This window comes from Marinimicrobium sp. C2-29, from assembly GCF_038419845.1.
Lineage (GTDB): Bacteria > Pseudomonadota > Gammaproteobacteria > Pseudomonadales > Cellvibrionaceae > Marinimicrobium.
In genome coordinates, this window is sequence record NZ_JBCAQT010000002.1 from 70,824 (window position 1) to 94,119 (window position 23,296).

Below are 23,296 nucleotides of genomic sequence, written 5' to 3' on the forward strand. Positions count from 1 at the left end.
CAACTATTCGAATCAGATTGACAGTTTCCGGAAGGGCGACAACTAAACTCATTTGGGGCTAGTACGCCAAGCTTAAAAGCATTAATATCATCAGCTATGAGAAGACACTTTGCGATTGTTCATTAAACTCCCGAACCGCTGGAAACCGTTCTCAACGAAGAGTTAGAACGCGGGCAAGATACACAATGAGCAAAGCTCACTTTACTGAGTAAGGAAAAAACTTGGAGCCGAGTATATGAAGGTTTTTCTGGTAGTTAGATGGCCAGTGGGCGGAATACGAACGTTTATCAGCTATATCTATTCGGCGTGGAGCGACCCGGAACTCGATTTGCATATCCTAACGCCTGACATGCCACAAGTAGCTACCTTAGTGGGCCAGTTGGAAAACATTAACTGCACCTGGTATAAAACGACAACGTCGTCCCCTTCATTCAAGGAGTTTGCAGAGAAGGCGAGTAAAATCACGGGCTTGGTCAATTTTGATCTGATACACGCCCATGGTTTCACCTCGGCACTGTCAATTGGCTGGAAGCTGCCATTTCTGAAATGTCGATCAATCTTTACCTCCCACGACATACTCAACCATAAGCAATTCTCAGGTTTTAAGGGGCGAGTTAAACGTATACTGTTGTCAATTACTTTGAATAGGTACGACATAGTACAATCGGTATCCTTTGACGCTCAAAGCAATTTAATTGAGCACCTTCCTTCACTAAATAAAAAAAAATGTACAGTTATTCTAAACGGAATTGAAACAAATCGGTTTTATTGTGCGGAACCTGTCAATCTCAAAGAAAAATTAGGGTTATCTCAAGAAACCGTTCTTATAGGATTTTTCGGGCGATTCATGTCTCAGAAAGGATTTAAATATTTAGTAGGCGCCATTGAAAAGTTAGAGGCCATAAGCCCGGGTTTGTATCATGTAGCATGCTTTGGAAGCGGAGCCTTCATCCGTGAAGAAAAAATTGACATAGAGAAAAAAAGTCTATCGCATCTATTCCACTTTTATGATTCAGTTCCGAATACGGCCCCATACATAACGGGCTGTGACATCGTTGTCATGCCCTCTCTGTGGGAGGCATGCCCCCTTCTTCCCATGGAAGTCCTAGTGGCGGGTGTACCATTGGTTGCCAGCAACTGCATAGGACTTAGAGAAGTATGTGCAGAAACACCAGCCGTCATGGTAGAACCTGCCAGCTCTGAATCCCTACAGCAGGGTATCTTGAAAATAGTTTCGGGGCCCAAAAACACATTTAAAGAATATGCGTTGGTCGCAAAGGGACGCTACGGTGTCGAAGATACTAGAAGTAGTTACGAAAACCTCTATTCAACGTTGGCAATTAGATAAATGACGCACGACATTATTTCCAGAGATATAAAATCCACTAAACTAGCCTTCGCTCTGTTTGTAGTCTATATAATCAGTTTTTTCCTAAGAATACCTGCAAGAGTTTCAATACTAGGGGACATACGCCTGGATTTGCTTTTAGTCGCTTGTATATTTGTACTAATAATAGGAGCAAAATTACAAAAACCGGATGAGCAGCGGATCGCAAAATACTTAAAAATAATGTTTATTTATTCAATACTGGTGCTTCCTTTCGTCACATGGCCCGGATCAGTACTAAGTAAGGGGCTTCCAGAATTCGTAAAGGCGGTCATTTTTTTCTTTTTTACTTACAGCCTTGTTTTGAATGAAAAACGATTGAAGATCGTAGTCTACACATTCTTGCTGGCAAACACGTTTAGAATAGCTGAACCATTATACCTAAATATAACGCAAGATTATTGGGGATCAGTAACTACCTTTGGTTGGGACAGCGTCGATAGACTAGCCGGATCTCCCTACGACGTGATCAACGCAAATGGACTGGCATTTTTAATAGCAACGGTATTGCCATTTTACCACTATCTCTTTGGTAACGATGGATTTTGGCGAAAGTTGATCTACTGGTCCCTACTGCCAATCCTATTGTATACAATGTCATTGACGCTTTCTCGCTCTGGAATACTCGCAGTCGCTATTATATATGGGGTTATTTTCCTAAAGAGCAACAAGAAGTTTATTCTTTCTGTAATCGGAATATTCGGTATAGCAATCTTCTTTGCTTCATTAAATCCGGTACAACAAGACAGGTATCTATCTATCTTCGACGAAGACACAAAGAGTGCGCAATCTGCGGAAGGAAGATTGACAGGACTAAAGCGGGATTTTCAAGTAGGCATGGCCAAACCCATCTTTGGCCATGGACTGGGGACTTCACGAGAGGCAAATTGGAACATTGGAGGCCGAGATCAGATATCACACAACCTCTGGCTCCAAATATTTCAGGAATTGGGTATTGTTGGTCTAATCATATTCATCCTTTATGCGAAAGAGATTTATAAAGGATTTTTGGTTACGAATAGATCAGTCAATAGCGACCCTAATGCTTCCTCCTTCTTACAAAAATGCCTACCAGCGATGCAGGTATGGCTTGTCATGAACTTCCTGTTCAGCTTCGCTAGTTATGGCTTATCGAGCTATGAATGGTACCTATTTGGTGGATTTTCTGCTGTACTTACCAGATTGTCTTGGGGTAATTATCGCCAAAAACTCAAGTCACAGGTTAGCACTGGTTCTCGATCACCCCGAGAGGGATCTCGGAACGTATCAACTTGACTCAGAAGTTGTTTAGCAAGCGCCTAACCAACCACCCGGTTACGACAGGCGAAACCTCCCATTATTGAGAGCTGGGAGGTTATTTGGCTCGGTTTAGGTCGGGTAATGGGTGGTTGGATTGGCGCTTACGCGAAAAAACTTGACCACTACATAAGAGGTAGTAACGGGAGGGAAGGTAACTCATCATGGGCAACGTCAGTTCTGCCAAGACTTCCTTGTCAATAAGCAGGAATATATATCTAAATAACTAGCAACTAAGGGATTATAGGAGCTACAGGACATTCCGGGCAAAAGCGTAAACCTTCCGCTGTGCTAACGTTTTTGCCATCATATACGTGTAAGTATTGATTGCCGTTATTAATACTCTTGGTTCTCACCTTAGCCTTAATATATGTATCACTCCACTCTATTGGTATTTGAATAACAGATTCTGAATATTTATCGGCCGATTTAGAGTCAGTTAGCACTAGGCGATGATACGACTCATCCACATAAATATCGTCGTACATTATTTCCAACGGAGACGACAATGAATAATTACTTACTTGGTCAAAAACCAGAACCCCATACCGTTTTGGCCTATCGGATGTCCGATGCCTTGCCTCTGTCGACTTCGCATATTTTCCATTCCTAATATACTGAAATATTCCATTTTGAGCGTCTATGTTACTGGCCTCATAAATAACTTCTTCGTTTAGCCAATCAAAACCCTTTTGAGGTGCCGTGCTGCCAACCCAGTTCGTACTTTGCCCAGTGTATTCGGCATATATTCTCCCCGAATTATTCCCTTCTGTACCCTGGTACCCAAGGTAGATATTGTTGATATCCGGCGATGTATAACTAGCCCAAAGTCGCAAAACTTTTAAATTAAGTCCGCCAGAAGACCCAGTAAGCTCAGGGTCGTCAATATCGAAATTGTAATATCTCTTGACGCTAATGAAAAGTTTGTCCGAATCAAACTCAATGTCTTCAGGACCGCCAGAACCATTGCCCTTAGCATCGTAGATCAGAACGGAGTTATCCAGATTATCTGGATCACTAACTATTTTTCCATTAATATCGTCAATAGAAAGCTCTGTACGTGACAAGCTAAAATCTATTCCAGACTCAAAATCAAGCCACAGCAATGGTTTCGCATTAGGCTTGTCTCCAAAGCCACTACCGAATATTTCTATATAACCTTCGTCACTATTTAACTTAAAGTCCTCTATCACAGGATCTGCTTTTGCTCCGAAAAAGGAAAAGCTCAAAAGTATAAATGGGACCAACCTATATGGATTCATATTTAACCTCAAAATAGTATTTGCTGCCATATAGCCTTCAGCTATTAGACAGATAACTTCTACATCTTTATCCCGCGCCGGCGATTTCAACATTATACGAACGCACCCTTCTGTTTAATGCGAACGCATTCGCATAACTGGATCACTCTTTATACTCTTTCCGGCATAAAAATGCAGACTATCAGGGCAGCGGTTATAAGCGCTCGTGTTCTTGTTCAATAACGCTGAAATCTTCAAAGCCATGCGGTAATCACCTTATTTAAGGGTGTAGAGAGTGTTACTCAAAACCTAAAGGGAAGGGCTGTCGCTCATATCATCTGACTCACGCAACCTATGCTGATAGAGGCGACAACGATCCTGGCTAAGGAAGTCACCGCCAGCACTGATTAAGCGACCAACTAAATCGAGCTGCCACAACATGTGCATAAGAAGTCATTTTTTTATTACTATCCGTCTAGATAGCTTGTGGCTACTTCGTTCTATCACAATATAGAAAACATAGGCGAAAAATATGCTAGATATTACTCCTAAAGTATATACAAGAAAGGATAAATACCCATGCACCTCCTCGGGGAAAATTAGTTTAACGATAGAGATCGTCTTCCACCCGATGTCGGGGTGGGTTAAGTATAAGCTATAGGAGATAGCTCCAAGGAACTGCAAGGGCGCCCAGCTTAATCCATTCTGTAGTTTATTTATTGTTGCCATGAAGGAAATAAATATAGAAGTGGATATGGCAGCGGCCATATATGCATCTTCATCAGAATAGACAACCGTCCCCACCTCTAAAATTAGAAACACAATCAAACAGAATACATGCACTCCTTTCTTACACGTTGCTTTATACGTGAGCGAACCAAGCACAAAGAAATGCCAGTAGGGGATAAACCACCCGTTCGACTCCATCGCCAGGTAATCAGAATAGACCAGCAGTGAAACCAATCCAGTAATCACCAGGAAGAAAGAAAAGACATTGACAAATACTTCATTTACCAAGCCCGACTTTTCACTGATTTTGGATGTCACCAGTATCGATAGCACAAAAAAAAGATAAAATTGTATTTCAAGACAAAGCGTCCAAAACACAACATTTATCTTTGGATTTATGTCAAGTATATCTTGCAAGTAAAATGCATGGGCCATATAATTTTTAGCATCAGGCGTTGTTATATCAAATCCAAGCTCACGCTTTGTAATTAGAAATACTGAGGCTAATCCTATTGCTGCCCAGTAGGGTGGATCCAATCGGAGAGACCGTTTAAGTGCAAACCTCCCAAAGTATCCAAGAGTTACGCCATACGATTTTGTACTTGCAGTTATGACGAAACCACTTAAAACAAAGAAAACGGGAACACCTAAATATCCGTAGCTAGTGATCGTTATAAACCAACCCGGCGCAACTGCTGACAACTCCTCTTTCAAATTTCCAGACAAGTGATATAGCACAACCGCCAATGCAGCAGCACCTCTTAAACCATCAATACATAGATATCTGGTCGGTGACCTATCGTTTGAGGGTGAACTTATCAATATCCTAGCCCCATATAAATTAAATTGAAGTCGAGTTTAATCATAATTTTTAACATGTCCCATCTAGTATTATCACGTTAATCAACCTCTGTTTATCAGTTGTGTGGCAGGCAATTAACGAAAAAGTCTAGCACACGTTATTAATCCCCGGGACCGTTTGGCGACAACAAACTGATCCGTTGATTATTTGACACGTAATGTTTCTCACCCTGATCGCAGATGCTCATAATTCCATTATGTTATCTAAATTATTTTTTTAAAAAGCATTAAGTATTTGTGTTTTTCAAAAATGCTCTTAGTATCAATTTTAGTGCCTTGGAATTCTTCATTGGAGAAATAACATGAACAAATGGAATTCACTTATAGCAATAGGTCTTCTTTCATGTAGCGCACAGGCCTCTTTAATCAAATACGATATTTCAAGTAGAATGGACAATATCGAAAGCGGTGAAACGTTTGAAGCCAATATGGAAATTGTTTTTGATGTCGATTCTTATGACGTACTTAGATTGCAAATGGATTTCCTAGATAGATTATGGATATTCAACGGACGCGAGACTGTCCAAAAATCACCAAATGAGCTGGCTTCCGGTTTTTATGAAGTGTTCGCGCTTTTCGGCCCTCTCGATTTAATCAGCAAAGATGATGTCGGCAAATTTTTTGCCTCTGAATGGAAAGTACAGGTTTCTTCCCCCGATGTAGACGTTTTATCTGGACTAGGAACCAAGGGTCCAGATGCGTTAGGTTTTTTTAGCTTTGATGACTATCAGTTTGGCGTTTCATCCATATTTGATAGAAAAAACGTCATAACCGTAGAAGAACCCTCTGCATTGCTTCTTTTCCTTTTGTCGCTAATCTTGGTCGTTACAAGGTAGTGTTCATAAATCTGTGTCATTTCCCTAAACTGTGCAAAACAGGAGATGACACATGTCCCGAAAAGACATCGATTTTGACCTTAACCAAGCCCTGGAGGACCTGAAGGCCGGCAAGCCGATGAACGGCAAGGACGGCTTTCTGACCCCACTGATCAAGCAGCTCACCGAAGCGGCGCTCACGGCCGAGCAAGAGCAGCATATCGCCGATGACGAGCAGCCTAATCGCAAGAACGGCTACACCTCCAAGACCGTCAAATCAGCCTCTGGCAGCTTTGAGCTCGATACGCCCAGAGACCGCTCGGGCACCTTCGACCCCCAATTCATCAAGAAGAATCAGACCCATTTGACTGACGATTTGGAGCGCAAGATTATCGCACTCTACGCCCACGGCAACAGCTATCAGAGCATTCGTGAGCACCTAAAAGACTTCTACGATATCGACTTCTCCAATGGCACGCTTAACGCCGTCACCGACAAACTTCTACCGGAGTTGGAGAGCTGGCGCGAGCGTGACTTGGACCCGGTGTACCCCATTGTCTGGCTCGACGCGATTCACTACAAAGTCCGGGAAAACGGCCGCTATGTCAGCAAGGCCATTTACACCATTCTAGCCCTGAATATCGAGGGCAGGAAAGAGCTGATCGGCTTGTACCTGTCGGACGCTGAGGGCGCTCATTACTGGCTCAGCGTGCTGACTGATCTTCAAAACCGAGGCGTCAAGGACATCCTGATCGCCTGTGTCGACGGCCTCACTGGCTTCCCAGAAGCCATTGAAACCATCTACCCCGAGACCGAGGTCCAGCAGTGCATCATCCACCAGATCCGCAACTCGATGAAGTACGTGGCTTCGAAGAACCAGAAGGCCTTCATGGACGATCTCAAGGCGGTTTACCGAGCCGCTACCAAGAGCGCCGCGGAGACCGCTCTGAACGAGCTGGACGCCAAGTGGGGCAAGCAATACCCGGTAGTCATCCGCTCCTGGCGCAAGAAGTGGGACAATCTGTCTGTCTACTTCAAATACCCTGAAGATGTCCGAAAGGCCATCTACACCACCAACGCTGTGGAAGCGGTGCATCGTCAGTTCCGCAAACTGACCAAAACCAAGGGCGGCTTCCCGAACGAAAACAGCCTTCTAAAACTGCTCTATGCAGGCATCCTCAACGCTTCGGAAAAGTGGACCCATCCTGTGCAAAACTGGAACCTGACACTGTCGCAACTGGTGATTCACTTCGAAGATCGAATCGAGCCGTATCTGGATCTTTAAACCGAAATCACGCTACACTTGAAACTGGCGAGAAAATGAATCGCCTTGTCTGACACAGATTTTTGAACACCCTCCGTTACAAAACGGGGGGTATCTCGAAATATGTGCAGTGGACGCCTTACCCGAGGCCGACCCTTAGAGTGTTGATTTTTCGAGTCCTTAAATATTAATTCTTGAATACTAATTAGAGCTTCCCGTTATAGTTAGAACTAACTTATTTATATTTTTCTCGGTATAATCCCTATGGTCTCCTCGTAGCTCTTCAATTTTCTCTCTCATTCTTTTATTATTTGATATTGAATCTCGTATCGAAGTCGCTATACCCTCTGCGTCGTTGTTCGTAAAATAAAACCCTTTTGTAAATATCTTTCGCCCTTCTTCATCGTCACTCACTATCATGGGGACCCCCAACGATATCCCCTCATATGCCCCACATACCAAACAGTTTTCCCTGGTCGTCAGGTCTATAGCAGCTATAGCTTTTTTAAAAACCTGGATATATTCATCACTGCTTACAAAGCCCAGTAATTTAACGTTTTTGGGCATGGTTTGGATTTCATCATATGACAGCTTATTCTGGTAATTTCCGGTCACGTATATAGTGATTTCATTTTCCAGGCTGCGAGCGGCTTCAATCACAGCCTCATAGGGTTCATCTTCTGACCACGTACATATAAACAGTATATAATCTTCGGATACGCTACTGGTATCACCTGGATCGCACTCAAACTCTGGAATCGGATCCGGCATTACAAATGGATTTCCGCCAACTTCCCGAACTATGATCTCGAGGCTAGGATTGGTTACGATTACAATATCTGATTTTCGGCAGATTATTTTGGCAATTCTATTGAGAATTCTACTTTTCCCCGCGAGGGGATGAATCCCAGAGTTATGAGCATCCACAACCACGAATAAACGGAATATCGGTTTAACCAAAACAGCCAATAAAGACAATACAATTGATGGATTCTGGACAAACAGTACTTTTACTTTTTCTCTGGATATTACGCCAATCGTCTTTAAGCTTAGTTCTACATAGCGAACTATCCCTTTCCGTTTCGTTATTAACTCAAACAGGGGAACGCCTAGTTCGCGAGACATACTTCTGTTTCTTACCTGGATCTCCCAGGTAATCCAGGCGGCGCTTCTATTTAATGTTACTGGTTCTCTATTTCCCACTCTGTTTCACCTTGAATTAGGATTGACGGGATCCATTGATTGAATGGTATAACCCTCGGTAGTTCCTTGCCATTGCGTCTGAAGTGTACGTTTCGATAAACAGCTTTTTTGCTTGATCTTTAGCCGCTTGCGCTTGGCTGTGCTGCATTTGGCTAACTTCAATGATCTTATCTGATAGACTATCCTCCGAAAGCTTAACAATTAGTCGGCCACTTAAGACCTTTGACAAAAGCGCTCTATTAGCTGGTATATCGGATGCCACCATCATGCAGCTTTGTTTCATCGCCTCAATCAAGGTTATCGGCATCCCCTCAGATAGGGAACAATTGACAAACACGTCAATTTGGCTATAGAGCCTGGAGGAATTATCCAAGTATCCTGGTAAAAAAATATAATCTTGCAGATTCAGGTGTTTAACTAGCCCTTCGAGTTCACTTCGCTTTTGACCTTCCCCATAGATGACCAGCCTAGCGTTAGGAACTTCCTTCAGGACGTAGGGCATGGCGCGGATCAACAGCTCGAAGTTCTTCTCGGTAGACAGTCGGCCCAGTGCGCCAATCTTGAAGTCCTTGTCCGAAAAATACTCTATGGGTTCATTCTGGTTCTCCGGGGTATCTAGTGGTATCCCGTTGGGGATGATATGGAGCCTGTCCTTCAGTTTGTTACCAGGAAGCTGGTGTCGCATCCCCTCACTGACCAAGACTACGGCATCCATTCTGTTAAGAGCGTATCTGTCCAACATCTTGTATAGTGCCATTTTTCCCATTTTCTTTCCGCTGGTATAACCATGCACAGTGGAGATCATGGGAATACGGCGCCTGGACTTTGGGAGTAATCCCAGCAGTATATTGCCTTTGTATCCGTGTGAATGGATTATGTTGGTACCGGTTTCCTGATAGTATTGAACTATCTTAAGCGACTCTCTGAAGTCAGGGAGCGGCAGCATTCGCCATTTCTTGTGCGGAATTCCTTCTGACGCCAACTTCTTTTCGATTGGCTTTTCCGGGTCGCTCTTTTTGCCAATGCTGATTACCTCAACATCCAGCCCCAGCTCTTGCTGTGCTTTGCATAGGTGTATCAGCATCATTTCCGCTCCGTAGACTCCGCCGCTGTCTATAATATGAACGACCCTCACCGATACTCCCCACTGTGATTATCATTGCGACTGATGCTGTTCATAATCTGCTTAAACCGTGTGAAATCGCTGGAGGCGGCCCATCGGCCTAAGTGCATCACCCGATCAATCGATACTTTGTCTGGGTAGGCCACCAACCCGTAGTTGTATAGTTGTCTGGCAACAGACTCCACGCCTTCGGATACATCTTCCGCCATACCATTTGGGTAGCAGATGCCGTCGGGCGGGCTGCCAAGCTCCTGATGGATTCGGTTATAGGATGCTTCAAGCTCTTCTTTGAGCTCCGTTCGGGACAGAGCGCTGAGTATCGGATGCGATACAGTATGACTACCAACATCGAGCCCCTGATCCCGCATTTCTCTTAGCTGGTCCCATCCTAGAGGATTAAAGGGAGGTAAGGGATGCTGCGTCCGCGGAACGCCCAGTTTATCGCCGAGAGAATCGAGAAATTGTTTGCGGTCCGCCGGTGCGAGTTTCAGGCAGTAGTCGCCCAAGCTATTCCAGGTGTTCAATATGTCATCCCGACTCAGAGAAAGTGAGCCGATACCCTCTACCTCAATGGAGGGGACTTTGGCATTCATGAGTTCATAGCGTAACAAGTCCGGCCATAACCAGCACTGGTTATCGATGAATCCAGTCGCCACAAAAATTGATGCCGGAAGGTCATACTGTCTTAAGATCGGCCACGCATTTGTATAGAAGTCCTGGTGACCATCATCAAAGGTAATAACAACCGTATAAGGCTGGACCGTATCACTCTTCAACTCATCAATCAGTTGATTCATTGAAATGACGCGAAAGTTCCGCTTGAGATACTCTAGCTGTCTGGAAAAAACGTCTGGATTTATTCCAGGCAACAGGGGATCGCTGAGCACTCTATGATACATCAATATAATGGGGCGACTTCGGTTGAGGTACCGACTCAGCCGCAACCCCCCGCTTATTTCCAACAATCTTATCAGCTGCCTTTTGATATTCATTTTTTTCTCTGCATTCCCAGAGTCCATTTAATCAACGATCGCCAGCCGCCCCAGTATGTTGGCGACAGGGATATTCCTTTGACATACCCTTTCAAGGGCTCCCAAATTTTACCCTCATGGATAGCAATGGCATTCGCCTGATTAACATACGTATCGGCCCATGCCAGCCTCACCTGATGGGGATTAAGTTTCTCTTTGTGTTGCTCAACGAAATTTTGGAGTATTCTGAAAGCGTGTTCGTAGCGTCCTCGATAGTTGCTCGACATTTGGCCGGACCATTCTCGATATATATAGGTACGTTCTGGCGTGTAGGCGAACTCCCAATCCAGTGAGTAACGTAGCCATAGATCCCAGTCGATACCCATTCGAAACTGTTCGTCGAACACCCCATTTTTCTCGATACAAGCGCGCCTTACCACGGCTGTCCCAAATGGTACGAAGTTCTTGGTCAGCAGTTCATTGGTGACATTCCCGGTATACCTAGTATAAGCAGGGGGCGTTTCATAACGCTGGTCATGTTCGTCGATATTACTGACTTCGCTGTACACGATGCCAACATCAGGATCGTCGAAAAGAGGCATCTGGACCGTGAGTTTATACGGCTCCCAAAGGTCATCGGCATCGCAAAAGGCAATGTAGTCTCCTGACGTGTGCCTGATGCCACAATTTTTGGCTTTGGGCTGCCCCTGATTTTCATTTTTGATATAGGTTACGCGAGAATCACTCGCGTATTGCTGCATTACGGCTTCCGTGTTGTCGGTGGAGCCGTCATCTACAACAACGACTTCGATTGGCTCCCATTCCTGTTGAAGTACAGAGTCAACGGCCGATTGAAGGTATTGCCCCATGTTGTAGCTCGCCACAACGACGCTCACTAAAGGCTTATCAGACCCTACACTTTGCATATTGAGAACCTGTACTTTCCCGAAGCTTCCTGAGGGATTCTGTCAACGTCTTCAATAATCAGCTGGACCGACTCGTCAAATACTTCCCTGAATTCGTCGATGAGCAGGTCATCCGTCTCCGCTGAAAAGTCCTTTCCTTTGACACGCCTGATTTTGACTTCATGCAACTGCTCCTGGATCAGCTGCATTTGCTCCACGCCGGGAACTTTGGTCAGGGTTCGCTCGACCAGGGAAACGCCTGCCACCTGGCCACCATCGGGTTTCTTGAGAAAATCGGCCACGCGTCCTTCCAACCGGTCGAGGAGGGGCAGCGTTCTACCACACTCGCACGGCTCTCCGCTGAGCACGCCGACATCTTCCACTCGGTAGCGAATCAGCGGCATGGCGTAATTGTTCAGGTCTGTGAGGACCAGTTTCCCGGGTTCGCCTGGCTGCACTGGCTGGTCATTGGCATCCAGGGACTCGAGGATAATGTGGGGGGAGTTGATATGCATCCCCTGGTGCTTTTCACACTCCACGGAGATCAGCCCAACTTCTTCACATCCGTACCGGTTGGTGACTTTGGTCGAAAAGGCCTGTTCAATGACGCTGCGCTCATGGTCGAGCAACATCATGGAGGTGGCGACCACTCCTTTAGGTCGCAAGTCAGCGATGCCGCTTTCAACCAGAAACTTGGCAAAGATGTAGATCGAGTGGGCATGGCCGAAGATCACTGCGGGTTTAAACGACTTCCACTGTTCGACAAAAGCGCCCATGGAAGTCGGGTTGAGGTCCATCGTATCCAGGTAGATCGTTCGCTCCAGCAAATAGGAGCGCAGCTTCTGTTTTGGCGTTTTGGCCACCGGCGGATTACCCCAGACGGCGGCCACCCGGGTGCCCGGCTCCCAGCCGGCCAGGTTGTCGGCATACATCTGCGCGGCATTGCGCCATTGCTGACAGCGCTCGTCAAAATAGAGGTTGAGTGAGACGCCGGTTGACCCGCCCGTTTTGGCGCGGTTCAGCGTTTGGATATCGTAATCGTCGCTGATAAACCGCTCGGTATTGTTGCGAATGTCCGCTTTGGTGGTAATTGGCAGGTGTCGCAAGTCGCTCGGCGTGGTCGTCGCCGTCAGGTCGATTCCTGATTGTTCCATGATGGGACGGTACCAGGGGCTGGTCTTGTGGGCGTGGCGTAGCAGCGCGGTAAGCCTTTCCGATTGAAGCTGCTGGAGCTCATTGTCGCTGAGGTACTGCGCCGTCTTCAGGTGCCTGAATTCTTTCAAACGTCTACCGCCCTCTTTGGTGTCCCAAAGATGGTAGGCGAGCTTGCCTATGGTTTTATCCAGCGAATTCATTAGCACCGCCCCTTTTCTGTCGCGTGGTAGAGGAGTAGACGTCCTCGTGATGGCGAACCATGGCCGTGATGGAAAACTGCTCGGCAATTTTACGCTTACCGGCCTCGCCCATCGCCTTTTTAAGGTCGCCGTCTGAGGCCAGGTCGCTGATGGTGCTCACAAGCTCTTCTACCTGGCCTTTAGCTATCAACTTGCCGGTGACTCCATCCTCAACCAGCTCCGGGTTGCCGCCCACGTTGCTCGCCACGGCGGGAAGTCCAGCCTGCATGTACTCCATCAGAGTATTCGACAGACCTTCGGATTCTGATATCAGCAGTCCGACGTCGGCCTGCCGCAGTAGCCGGCGCGGTTCCCGTACCTGGCCCAACCAGTGTATCGCTCGCTCCAGGCCGAACTCCGCAATGTAGGCCTTGATTTGCTCCACGTATTCCTTGTCCTGGGGCTCGCCCACGAGGGCCAATTCGGCGGAATGCCCTTTTTCCATCAGGCGCCCGACAGCTTTTACGGCGTCCAGCGTACGTTTGACGGGCTTGATGTTGGCGACCAATATCAGCTTGATCGACTCAGGGGATCGGTAAATGGGTGTTCCGTCACCCTCAGATCCGGTTTCATAGGGCTCAATGCCATTGTAGGCGACAAAGCTGGCGTGCGCACTGAGGTGTTCTTTGCGCCGCACAAGGGCCGCCACGGCCCGGGAGTTGGAGATTACACCATCGGTCCGGTGGCGCAGCAGCCGGTACAGCGCGGCCGGCTTGCCTTTGTAGATCAGGCCCATGTCTCGTCGCGAGGTGAAGACCTTGAGGCGTTGGCTCTTGAGGTACAAAGGTGCCAGCAAACAGCTGTCTGGAAAGTAGGCGTGAACCAGGTCCACCGATTGGCCTTTGAGCCTCTTTCTGAGTGCAAGCATTTTCCTGGCCGCCGACAGGCTGGCGATACGGGTAACCTCTACACACTCAACCGGGCAGGGAAAGTCAAAGCCCCCTCGGGTAAACGCGGTGTGGCGCAGAAGCACCAGTTTCACCTGGTGGTTGCTGCTTACCAGACCCTCAACCAGCTTGTATATCTGTCGCTCGCTGCCGGCGGCAATGCTGTGGAGGGAATCGACCAGAAAAACGATGTTCACTCAGGATCCTTTCGATATTTGAAAATGCATGCCTGGAATTTGGTATCCGGATGGCCCCCGGGCGTTATCAACCGCCGCGCGGTTTCCACATCACGATCTTCTCGCCCTTTACGAACCGGATAAAGGCCATCATGGAGGCCAGATTGATCAGGCTGAAATAGTGCGCCAGCCCCAGCAAACGGCTCTGGCTGCCCCCGCTGGCTTCGGCGTAACCGGCCGCTCCGTAGAACACCAGCTGACCCAGCGCGGCCAGGGTGTAGAACCAGTGGTAATCCGCCAGGACCAGACTGGCCAGCAGCGCGAGCAACAGGGGTATGAAGGCCAGGTAGCGCAGCAACTTATGGGAGATGATCTGCAGGGAGAACAGCCCGTAATTCTTCGGGTTGAACAGGTGTTTCATGTCCCACATGGCCCAGTAGGCGCGGAGCGAGACTCGTACCCGCATCCGAAGCTCGGAGCCGGAATCGGTCAGGGATTCCTCCTGCAGGAGCGCATCTTCGCAGTAGACCACGCGCTTTCCCTGGCTGACCACTTTCAGCGGCTGAACAAAATCGGGGAGTTGGTCATGGGTCATCTCCTGGTAGAGATCTTTACGGATGGCGTCAATGCCGCCATCGACGCCGACCACCGAGGAGACCCGGGTTTCCAGTGCCCGAAGATGATTTTCGTAGCGCATGTAGGCGCTACAACCGTCACCGACAAGGTTGCCCTCTTCGTTGACATAAACCATTTTCCCCGTGACGTAGCCCACGCCCGGGTCATTGAAGCATCGTACCAGTGCACTTATTGCATTTTGTTCGTAGTGGCTGTTGGCGTCAGAAAAAATAATGATATCGCCATTCGCCTGTGCCACCGCTTTATTCAGCCCTGCGGTTTTGCCTTGACGAGGGGTTTGGCGGACCAGTCTGATCCTGGCGTCCTCCTCTGACAGCTGCTTGACGATATCGTCGGTGCCATCGTCGGACTCGTCCGAGATCACGATGATTTCGAGTTTATCGGACGGGTAATTCTGGGCCAGCTTGTTGCGAATGGTGCTCTCAATAACCGCCGCTTCATTGAACGCCGGAATAAGCACCGTAACCAACGGCTGTGGTGCCTGGTCATTCTCCCAGGTTAAAGGCCGTTTGGGCAGGCACCTTAACAGGAGCGGATAACCGAAATAGATATAGCCAAGCAATATGGCACTGAACCAGAATAATACTTGCATTGTTTAGTGGGTTTCCCTCAGTTCCAGGCCTTCGGCGGCCTGCTTCAAATTGGTTATTGCCTCGGAGCAGTCTGTCTCCAGGCAGGGGGCTTGTAAAGTGACAATCCGGAAATTGTTTCGGCCCTGTAAAACAGCGGGAATTTGCCAGAGCTTGGCCTGAGGAATAGAGGTGGCAACATAGCCACCCACTTCAAACCACTGCACCTGAGCGACGCGTCGACCTCCGGCCTTGTGCAGGAGGATACTCACTTTCGCGGCCTGTCCGGCAACCCGGTCGTCCCACTGCTGCTCCTGGGTCCAACTGTCGCTGTTGTAGAGTCTGACCATGGGCGGGACCAGTTTTTCGGCCGAGCTGGTACGCTGATACTCATCCACCTGGATATAAACACCGCTGGTGTTTAACAGTGCTGCCTCTGACTGCCCTCCGTCGGGTACCTGGAGCGGTGAAGGCATGTCTCTGGCCACTTGAGCGACCCCCTGGTTTGCCAGGGACGAGCGCCAGGGCGTCGCTTCGGGTTCAAGCTCGACGGCCATGCTGGCTATAGGCCCCAATGCCAGGGCGAGAACAGGCACCAAGGCGCGAACCGACAGGCCCTTTGTGGGGCTGAGCGCGGTCATACCAGCGGTTTCTTCACGCTTGACGACGGGCGCGTAATAAATTGCCGGCAGGCAGATCAACGCGAACAACCCCCAGCCAAAATACTCATGGTCCGACATCAATGGGCTTTGCATCTCGGTCTGGTAGCCAATGACGATCAATACAAAAATCCGGATCCAGTTGGTGATCAGGCCAAAAATGGCCGCGACCGCAAGCACGGCGAGCAATTGGCGCTCGGAATACCGGTTCAGATAACTGATCAGATAGCCCATGGTCAGCGCTATGACGAAATAGCGAAGCCCGGAGCAACCATCGGCAATGAGAATATGCCCATGGGGTATGAAAATACTGTTGCCTTTTATGAGTGCCGGCATGCCGGCCAGGCGCACCATTTCGCCCACCACAAAGCTGCTCATGGCCAATAGCGGATCGTTGAGATAATCCCAGACCGGGATGGCAAACAGGGGGAACAGAAGCAGTAATCGATGGTGGAATACTTGCTTCAGTCCGAAGACCGCCGCCAACAGCAAAACCAGTAAAGGAAGAAGAATCAACTGCTCAAGAATGGTGACATTGACCGCGTAGAACACATACCAGGCGGCGGAGCCCAGCGCCAACCCAACGACGCTCACCCACCAGGTTGCATTCCGGGTCGGCAGCGGTGTCCATGGCAGGCTTTTATAAAGCAGGTAAACAAACAGAATGGCTACAGGCAAGCCGTGCGCCATGCCCTCGTCCCATTTTACCCAGCGAGCATAAAGCCCTTCGAATGTTGGCCAATACAGAAGCACCCACACAGCAAGCAGGAATAGCGGGAGATATTGATGAAGAGGACGCCAAAGACTGGAGGAGGTGCCATGCGCTGAGTGCTCTACTTCCATGCGACTTAACCCGGCTGAAGATTCTTTGAAATGATACCTGAATGTCGCATTTTTGAACAGTGCACCCGGCTCGCCTTAACTTGTACTTTGTATGCAAGAAAAAGCCGGCACTGGGCCGGCTTTTCTACTGCTTAGGTGTTTGTTTACACCTTACTTGGCGGTGCGGCGACGTGCGGCGCCCAGACCCAGAAGACCCAGACCCATGAGAAGAAGGGTGCCTGGCTCTGGCAGTGTGCCCAGAGTCACGTTATCAATACCCCAGCCGTCGTTGCCTGTGCTGTTGTCAAAGACCAATGAGCCGCCCAGGATGTTTGTATCGCTGTAAATGCTGACAAACTTCAAGTTGGCGTTGACCTGAGGATACTTGATGGTTGATGAAGTGCCATCGCTGAACCACAGGGTCAGGTCGGCAGAAACGTCAGACGCATCGGCCAGCTCAAAGCCCACAGCGTTGAACCAGCTACCAGCGGGTGCACTGAAATCCCAGGTCACCTTGCGAGCGTCGTTGCTGTCCAACCAAAAGTCGTCTTCGGCCTTGGGCAGATCCTGGCGACCAAACTCACCGGTTTCCTGGCTCTCGATCATCAACTCATCGTTGTGAACGTTGGAGCCTGCCTGGCCAACTTCATTCAATGTAAACACGCCCACATTGGTATTGAAGCTAGAGGCCTTGTTTTCCCAGGAGTCATGCTCCCCGGAACCAATCACTTGAGTGCCACCCAAGCCGTCAAAATCTTCGGTCGCGACGGTGGTGCCCAAGAAAGCGTTGAAAGAGGCCCAGCCTGCAGCGGCATCATCGTGCACGTTGATTGTGACCGCTTGCGCCGATGCGGCAAATAAGAAGCTGGTCGCGAAAAGTGTTTTAGTAAAGAGTTTCATGGTGTCCGTCCTTTGATGGATACGTTTGTTCAAATGTCTAACGTTTAGGCCAGTGTCTGTAGTCAAGCCTTACCCGTTAGTCTGCAATGGCCATACCAACGTTTTTTAATCCTTTAATATCAATGAATTACAAAGTTTTTCTTTTGGGGAAACTCGGCCCATGTAAGCTTTATCGACAAAAAATGCTGCCACTTACGAGCCTCTCACTCGCTGGCGTTGCGCACGGTTTCGAGGTTTTTCTGGATCTCTTCAACCTCGGGCGCTAGCTCGGCGGCGCGCTCCAATTGCTCCAGAGCGGCCTCATCGTCGCCCTGCAGATGCAACAGCCAGCCATAGGTATCCACAATGGCGGCAGAGTCGGGTTGCAGCTGGGCCGCTCTCTCGGCCAGTGCCGCAGCGCGTGGCAACTCTTTGTCTTTGAGCAGCCACGCCAGGTTGTTCATGGCCAAGGGATCGTTCGGGTTTTGCTCCAGAAGCTGCTCATAGGCGACTATCGCCCCGGCCTCGTCACCCTGGCGCTGATACTCCTGTGCCATGAACAGCAGCCGGCGGCGGCTCTCGGGCGCCACGTCTTCCCATTGCTGTAAAATTTTGCCAACAGCCTCCGGGTCCTGTTCCCGGGCCAGACCCACCAGCATCGACGCCAGCTGGTCGTCCGGCTTCGCCTCCCAGGCATCGCGCAGCTGCTGATAAGCCGCCTCATTGCCTTTTTCGGCCTGGGTCGCGCGCGCCTGCATCAACGTGATGTCCGCATCCTCGGGGTGGCGCTCCTTCAGGTCATCCAGAAGCAGGTTGGCCTGCTCGTAGCGCTCCTCTGCCAGTTCCAGGCGGACCAGGTCCAGGTTGAGAGTCTTGCTGTTGGGGAAGCTCTCCAGCGCTTTGGAGAGGAGCGCCCGGGCTTCATCGTAGTTTTCTTCACTGGCCAGCTGCCGGGCACGGTCCCGGTAAACCAAAGCCGTCACTTGTTCAACATAGTTGTTGCGCTCGCCTTTGTAGCGGGACATCAGGTTGGCGGCGCGCTCCAGGTCACCATTATCGCGATGCAGCATGGCGCGCAATGCGGTGGTATTGGGTTTGAGCGCCTCGTTACGGTTGGCGAGGTCGCGCAACCAGGCCTGTGGGTCCATCTCCAGCTCACTGTTGGCAATGATGCCGACGCCCGCCCTCAGGGCCTGGTCATTGGCAGGCTCAAGCGCCAACAGGCGCTCCAGCGACTCCAATGCCTCGCGCGACTGGCCCTGCTCCTGATACATCTGGGTGAGCACGCTATGAGCGCGGGCATAGTTGGGGTCGCTCTGGATCAGGGCGCGAAGCTGGCGAACGGCCCGTTCCTGATTGCCGCTGCGGAACAGGTACTGACTCTCAAACAGCTCGGTCTCCCGCGCCTTGGGGGCGGCTTCTTTCAGAGTGGCGACCGCTTCGGCCATTTCATCCAGCTCCCCCTGGGCCAGCAGCTGGTTCATATAGACGTTGGTCACATCCCAGTCGGCCGGCTGATAGTTGAAGGCGCTGCGCAACTGGGCCATGGCCTGCTGAGGCTCTTCGCGGCGCAGATGGTAACGGGCCAGGGCCAGCCGGACGCCGCCCAGGTGAGGGTCTTGTGCCAGCGCCTTTTGCAGACTGAGGTAGCCATCCTGCTCATAGCCGGGGACATTCAGCGCCAGCATACCGTAAAGCGAATTTAACACCGGCTCGTCCGGGCGGGCCTTCAGTGATCGCTCCAGTGTCTGCAAGGCCAGCTCGGCGTTGCCGCTCTGGGCCTGAGCCATCGCAGTGGCGCGAATCAGCTCCGTATTGGCCGTTTCGACATCGACACTCTCTGACAGCAACGGCTCAGCCTCATTGAGATTGCCCTGACGCAGGTTGACCATACCCAATAACAAGGCGGCACGCTGGCTGTCCGGGTTTTCCTCCAACAGCTCCTGCAGCAGGCTTTCTGCCTTTTCCAGTTCCCCGGCGCCTGCCGCTGACACAGCCTCGCGCAGCTGTTGCTGGGCCTCAATGGTGTCCGGAGACTCTTCTGCCAGAACCTTGCTGTACACCAGCGCCTCAGAAGTGCGCCCCTGGGCGGTAAGCGTTTCGGATAAAAGCTCGAGAATTGCGGCCCGGTCGGGCAGCATGATGTCGGCCTCGGGAGTATGGATCAGTGCCTGAGACAGGTAATTCTCGGCCTGCTCCAGGTCGTTGGTCTGCAGCGCGACGACGGCACTAAGCTGGAGAACCTCATCATCTTCGGGATGCTCGGAGCGCAAGGTCGCCAACAACTCCCGCGCCGCATCGGCTTGTCCCCGGAACATATGGTTTTCAACCAGCCGTAACCGGATTTCCCGATCGTCCGGGTATTGTTCAAGCAACGCCCGGTAGGCTTCTTCACTCTGCTCCAGATTGCCCCGGATACGAGCCACATCGGCGCGATAGAGTGCCGCCAACCGCTCCTGTTCGGGATTCTGCGGCTCAAAGCCCTCAAGCGTTTCTTCCGCTGAGAGGAACTTGCCCTGAAGCAGGTAGGCCTCGGCGAGTGTCAGTGCCACTTCTTGAGGGTGTTCGTCCGCATAGTCTTCCAGCAGTGAGGAGGCCCGCCGGGCGGCACCGAGCTCGATATACATCTCGGCCAGCACCAGGGGGTACTGAACCTCTTGTGGTGCGGCATTCATGGCGTTGGTGATTTCGATCATCGCGGCCCGATATTGACCCTGGGTCTGATAGGCTTCGGCGCGATTGAGGTAGTCTTCGGCTTTCTGGCTGGATTCTTCTTTGCTGCAGCCAGTAACGGCGGCGACAAGAAGAACGGTCAGGAGGCAACGAGAGAGCTGAGTATGCATGGTGGTCCCTTCAGCTGGTTGGCCTTATTATCAGGCAGTTCTGAAGGAAGTATACGCCGCGAGGACGGGGGTTGAAACATGCCGGGAAATTTGACAGAAAGCGCCGGATAGGCAGGCCCAGCGCTCGATAAAATGGCCTTATTGGTGGCCTTACTGGAGAGGGCTGATGCTGACGAATTCGCTGTACAAGCCATTAGTGTCATAGGCGGCGACTGAAAACTCGTACTCGCCCTCTTCGAGCCCCTCCAGTTGATATTCAACCTCCCATTCACCGTCCAGCACGACAGACTCGGCCTCTTGCGCGCCGACCTGACGATAGCGGACTTCGTAGCCACCGATTTCTCCGTCCCGGATGAGGTCACCATTTTCGCGATAATCGGGACGGTACCACTCCAGGGTCACCGAGCCGTCTTCAACCGTTACGGACTCTTCAGAGTCAGCCACTGAATCATCGCTTGTCGTTGTCTCGTCGCCCCCGGAATCCGGCTCTGACGAGCTGGAGGAGGAATCATCGGTCGTCGGGTCGGACTCCATCTTCTCATCATCTGAAGCGGTCTGCTCCGGCTCGTTGGTGTCAGTTTCGGGGGAAGAAGCCTGTTCTGACTCTTGCGGCTCGTTGGTGCTCTGACCACCAGCCTGATCGCCAGAGGGTGGCCTCTCCGAGAAAGGAACGGTGTCACCCAAACGGGAATTATCAGTGCCAGCTCCACCGCCGCCACAAGCAGCCAGAAACAGGCTGGCCAGAGCGCAGAGGGTAACGGCCGAAGAGCGGCGAAAGATCTGTGGGGCGCGATTTGTCATAGTCAGGTCTCGGTGCTAATTGGGCATTCGTGTCAAGAATTCCGTCATGTCGGTTTTCCTTACGAAGCTTTTTACCACCGGATTTTGACTTTTTCACTACTTTTAAAGGGTTTTTGTCGCTTTTGCGCGCCAGATCGCAGCTTTTGTGACGACCAGTTTTGTGGGAATGAAGGTGCTCTAAAATTTATGGTTATAAGCAGCTTTTTGCGGTCGACGAAACGGCAACAAGGGTAATCGAAGTTATGAGGATTTTCGAGACAGAAATGTCTCTAGTGTGCGCCACCGCACAGATTTTCTGCTTGGGCGCGAAAGCGATATCACAGGGGGGGCTCGGAAACAATTGAAACGGAGGGGAAGGATAGTGACAGACACAACAACTCCCAGTGGCGTCATTGGAGACGACACAGAGAGGTTTATCGGGAGAAGCGGTCAGGCAAACAGAAAAAAGAGGGTAGAAGGAGCAAGAACGGCCAATCAGAAGCTGTAAGTCAGCCCCAGACCACCACGCAGCTCATCGTAACTGGGGGCGGGGCCGTCTGACTCGCGATCGCGCCAATTGGAGAAGACACTCAATTCCAGCCCCTGGACAAACCGGTAGTGATAGCTGACCCCCACCCGGTTGGAACGATAATCCTCTCGCGCCACGTCGGGGGCAAAGCTGTGGTTGCGACGATCCAGGGAGAAGCCCAGGCTCGCCTGCGAGGAGAGGCGGTAGTCATGGTTGATGCGTATGCCGGACTGCTGGCGATCTTCCGCTTCCACCCGGTAATCATCATCCTGGTAGTAAAACGAGACAGACAGGGAACAACGACCACACACCACCTGGGTTTGCCAGGAAAGCTCGCCTGAGGTGCGCTCCAATTGGTCCAGACTGCCGGAGGAAGCGTCGCCGGGGTTGAAGCCTTCAAAGCTTTCTTCATTACCGCTACCGGCGGAATTATCGGTAATCCGCGTGCTGGCGTTGAAGTTCCATTGATGCGGCCCTGAATCATAACCGACGTTCAACTGATAGGCGGGGCTGGACAGCCCCTCGCCCAGCTCGGGCTTGCTCTCGTTGTACCCCAGCTGAATTCGGTAGTCGAGTTGCCGCAGCTGGGTACTGTAGGCCGCGTAGGCGGCGTTGTATTTGTAGTCGGCAAAGGGGGCCGCGTCGAAACTGACGTCGGACTGCTGAGCGCTCAGGTTAAATTGACTGGTCTGAGACAGCTCTCTCTCCCAGCTCAGACTGCCGCTGGTGCGCTCTGAGTCGCGCTGGGGGGTAAACCGATACCCGATATCGGCCCAGGTAGCGCGGAGAATGACCGTGTCGGCGCCGTCGGAGCGCCAACGGGCGCTGGGTGAAACGGTAAAAATGTCCCGTTCATCGTTGTTGCGCAGAAGATCCAGATCGTCCGGAGCGTTCAGCACCATTCGCCGACTGTGACTGACCAGCAAATCCAGCGGTTGGTGGGGCTTGCCCAGCAGCAGACTGCTTTCGCCCTGAAGTTGACTTCGGTTCTCCTGGCTGTCTTTCTCGAAATAGGTCTCGCTGGCCTGATAGTTGGCGCTGACCTCCAACAGGCTGTTTTCGTAGGAGCCGCCGGTGCTCAGGCGCACTTCGTCCTGGCGCTCGGAGAGCGGGTCGGTTGCTGAGCGATTGGCGTTATCGGTGTATTCGCTCTGGAGCGAGACGCTGCTTTGCCACTCGCCATCGGCCCAGACAACGGTTGAGGGCGCCAGGCTGGCGACCAGCAGCACCATGGCCGAACAGGTTCCCGTCAGGGGCGTGGGGCGCGAACCACGAGCCCCCGGGTAATAGTTGGATGTGTTCATGAGCGGTTTCATTCCTTCGCCCG

The 23,296-nt window shown here is 50.6% G+C and carries 18 protein-coding genes; 4 read left to right on the top strand and 14 right to left on the bottom strand.

Features of this window, described 5'->3' with window-relative positions; all coding sequences use genetic code 11:
* Positions 1 to 235 precede the first annotated feature (235 nt).
* Positions 236 to 1,348: a glycosyltransferase family 4 protein gene (locus AAE484_RS02265; protein WP_341936706.1), complete on the top strand. Its 1,113-nt coding sequence runs from the start codon at positions 236 to 238 to the stop codon at positions 1,346 to 1,348.
* A complete protein-coding gene (locus AAE484_RS02270) occupies positions 1,349 to 2,662 on the top strand; it encodes an O-antigen ligase family protein (RefSeq protein ID WP_341936707.1) in 1,314 nt (437 codons plus the stop codon). It abuts the gene before it with no gap.
* 254 nt (positions 2,663 to 2,916) lie between these two features.
* On the opposite strand, the gene AAE484_RS02275 is transcribed toward AAE484_RS02270, so the two are convergent.
* Positions 2,917 to 4,038 (bottom strand): hypothetical protein, encoded by a 1,122-nt coding sequence (locus tag AAE484_RS02275; RefSeq protein WP_341936708.1) that lies wholly within the window; start codon positions 4,036 to 4,038, stop codon positions 2,917 to 2,919.
* A gap of 339 nt (positions 4,039 to 4,377) precedes the next feature.
* Positions 4,378 to 5,475, bottom strand: coding sequence for an acyltransferase family protein (locus AAE484_RS02280; RefSeq protein ID WP_341936709.1), 1,098 nt, complete (start codon positions 5,473 to 5,475; stop codon positions 4,378 to 4,380).
* A gap of 341 nt (positions 5,476 to 5,816) precedes the next feature.
* Here AAE484_RS02280 and AAE484_RS02285 point away from each other — a divergent pair, with 341 nt between their 5' ends.
* Positions 5,817 to 6,350, top strand: coding sequence for a hypothetical protein (locus tag AAE484_RS02285; protein WP_341936710.1), 534 nt, complete (start codon positions 5,817 to 5,819; stop codon positions 6,348 to 6,350).
* Positions 6,351 to 6,402: 52 nt separating this feature from the next.
* Positions 6,403 to 7,614: an IS256 family transposase gene (locus AAE484_RS02290; protein WP_341936711.1), complete on the top strand. Its 1,212-nt coding sequence runs from the start codon at positions 6,403 to 6,405 to the stop codon at positions 7,612 to 7,614.
* A 180-nt stretch (positions 7,615 to 7,794) separates the two neighbouring features.
* On the opposite strand, the gene AAE484_RS02295 is transcribed toward AAE484_RS02290, so the two are convergent.
* From AAE484_RS02295 to AAE484_RS02350, 12 genes are all read right to left on the bottom strand, one after another.
* Positions 7,795 to 8,796, bottom strand: a complete 1,002-nt coding sequence (locus AAE484_RS02295) for a glycosyltransferase (RefSeq protein ID WP_341936712.1) — start codon at positions 8,794 to 8,796, stop codon at positions 7,795 to 7,797.
* A 16-nt stretch (positions 8,797 to 8,812) separates the two neighbouring features.
* Positions 8,813 to 9,883, bottom strand: a complete 1,071-nt coding sequence (locus AAE484_RS02300) for a glycosyltransferase (RefSeq protein WP_341936713.1) — start codon at positions 9,881 to 9,883, stop codon at positions 8,813 to 8,815.
* Positions 9,884 to 9,927: 44 nt separating this feature from the next.
* Entirely contained in the window at positions 9,928 to 10,716 is a 789-nt protein-coding gene (locus AAE484_RS02305) for a polysaccharide deacetylase family protein (RefSeq protein WP_341936714.1), read from the bottom strand.
* A 191-nt stretch (positions 10,717 to 10,907) separates the two neighbouring features.
* A complete protein-coding gene (locus AAE484_RS02310; RefSeq protein WP_341936715.1) occupies positions 10,908 to 11,816 on the bottom strand; it encodes a glycosyltransferase family 2 protein in 909 nt (302 codons plus the stop codon).
* Positions 11,804 to 13,150 (bottom strand): phenylacetate--CoA ligase family protein, encoded by a 1,347-nt coding sequence (locus tag AAE484_RS02315; protein ID WP_341936716.1) that lies wholly within the window; start codon positions 13,148 to 13,150, stop codon positions 11,804 to 11,806. The genes AAE484_RS02310 and AAE484_RS02315 overlap by 13 nt, the downstream gene beginning before the upstream one ends.
* Complete coding sequence (locus tag AAE484_RS02320) at positions 13,134 to 14,273, bottom strand: glycosyltransferase (RefSeq protein ID WP_341936717.1); 1,140 nt, start codon at positions 14,271 to 14,273, stop codon at positions 13,134 to 13,136. Before AAE484_RS02320 ends, AAE484_RS02315 begins: the two co-directional genes overlap by 17 nt.
* A gap of 67 nt (positions 14,274 to 14,340) precedes the next feature.
* Complete coding sequence (locus AAE484_RS02325; RefSeq protein ID WP_341936718.1) at positions 14,341 to 15,480, bottom strand: glycosyltransferase family 2 protein; 1,140 nt, start codon at positions 15,478 to 15,480, stop codon at positions 14,341 to 14,343.
* A 3-nt stretch (positions 15,481 to 15,483) separates the two neighbouring features.
* On the bottom strand, positions 15,484 to 16,959 hold the full coding sequence (gene xrt, locus AAE484_RS02330; RefSeq protein ID WP_341936719.1) for an exosortase: 1,476 nt from the start codon (positions 16,957 to 16,959) through the stop codon (positions 15,484 to 15,486).
* 150 nt (positions 16,960 to 17,109) lie between these two features.
* The gene (locus tag AAE484_RS02335; protein WP_341936720.1) at positions 17,110 to 17,838 is read right to left on the bottom strand and encodes a PEP-CTERM sorting domain-containing protein; all 729 of its coding nucleotides are present in this window, start codon (positions 17,836 to 17,838) and stop codon (positions 17,110 to 17,112) included.
* Positions 17,839 to 18,041: 203 nt separating this feature from the next.
* The gene (locus AAE484_RS02340) at positions 18,042 to 20,660 is read right to left on the bottom strand and encodes a tetratricopeptide repeat protein (RefSeq protein ID WP_341936721.1); all 2,619 of its coding nucleotides are present in this window, start codon (positions 20,658 to 20,660) and stop codon (positions 18,042 to 18,044) included.
* 150 nt (positions 20,661 to 20,810) lie between these two features.
* On the bottom strand, positions 20,811 to 21,461 hold the full coding sequence (locus AAE484_RS02345) for a fibronectin type III domain-containing protein (protein ID WP_341936722.1): 651 nt from the start codon (positions 21,459 to 21,461) through the stop codon (positions 20,811 to 20,813).
* Between the two features lie 474 nt (positions 21,462 to 21,935).
* A complete protein-coding gene (locus tag AAE484_RS02350; protein ID WP_341936723.1) occupies positions 21,936 to 23,273 on the bottom strand; it encodes a hypothetical protein in 1,338 nt (445 codons plus the stop codon).
* Positions 23,274 to 23,296: the final 23 nt, after the last annotated feature.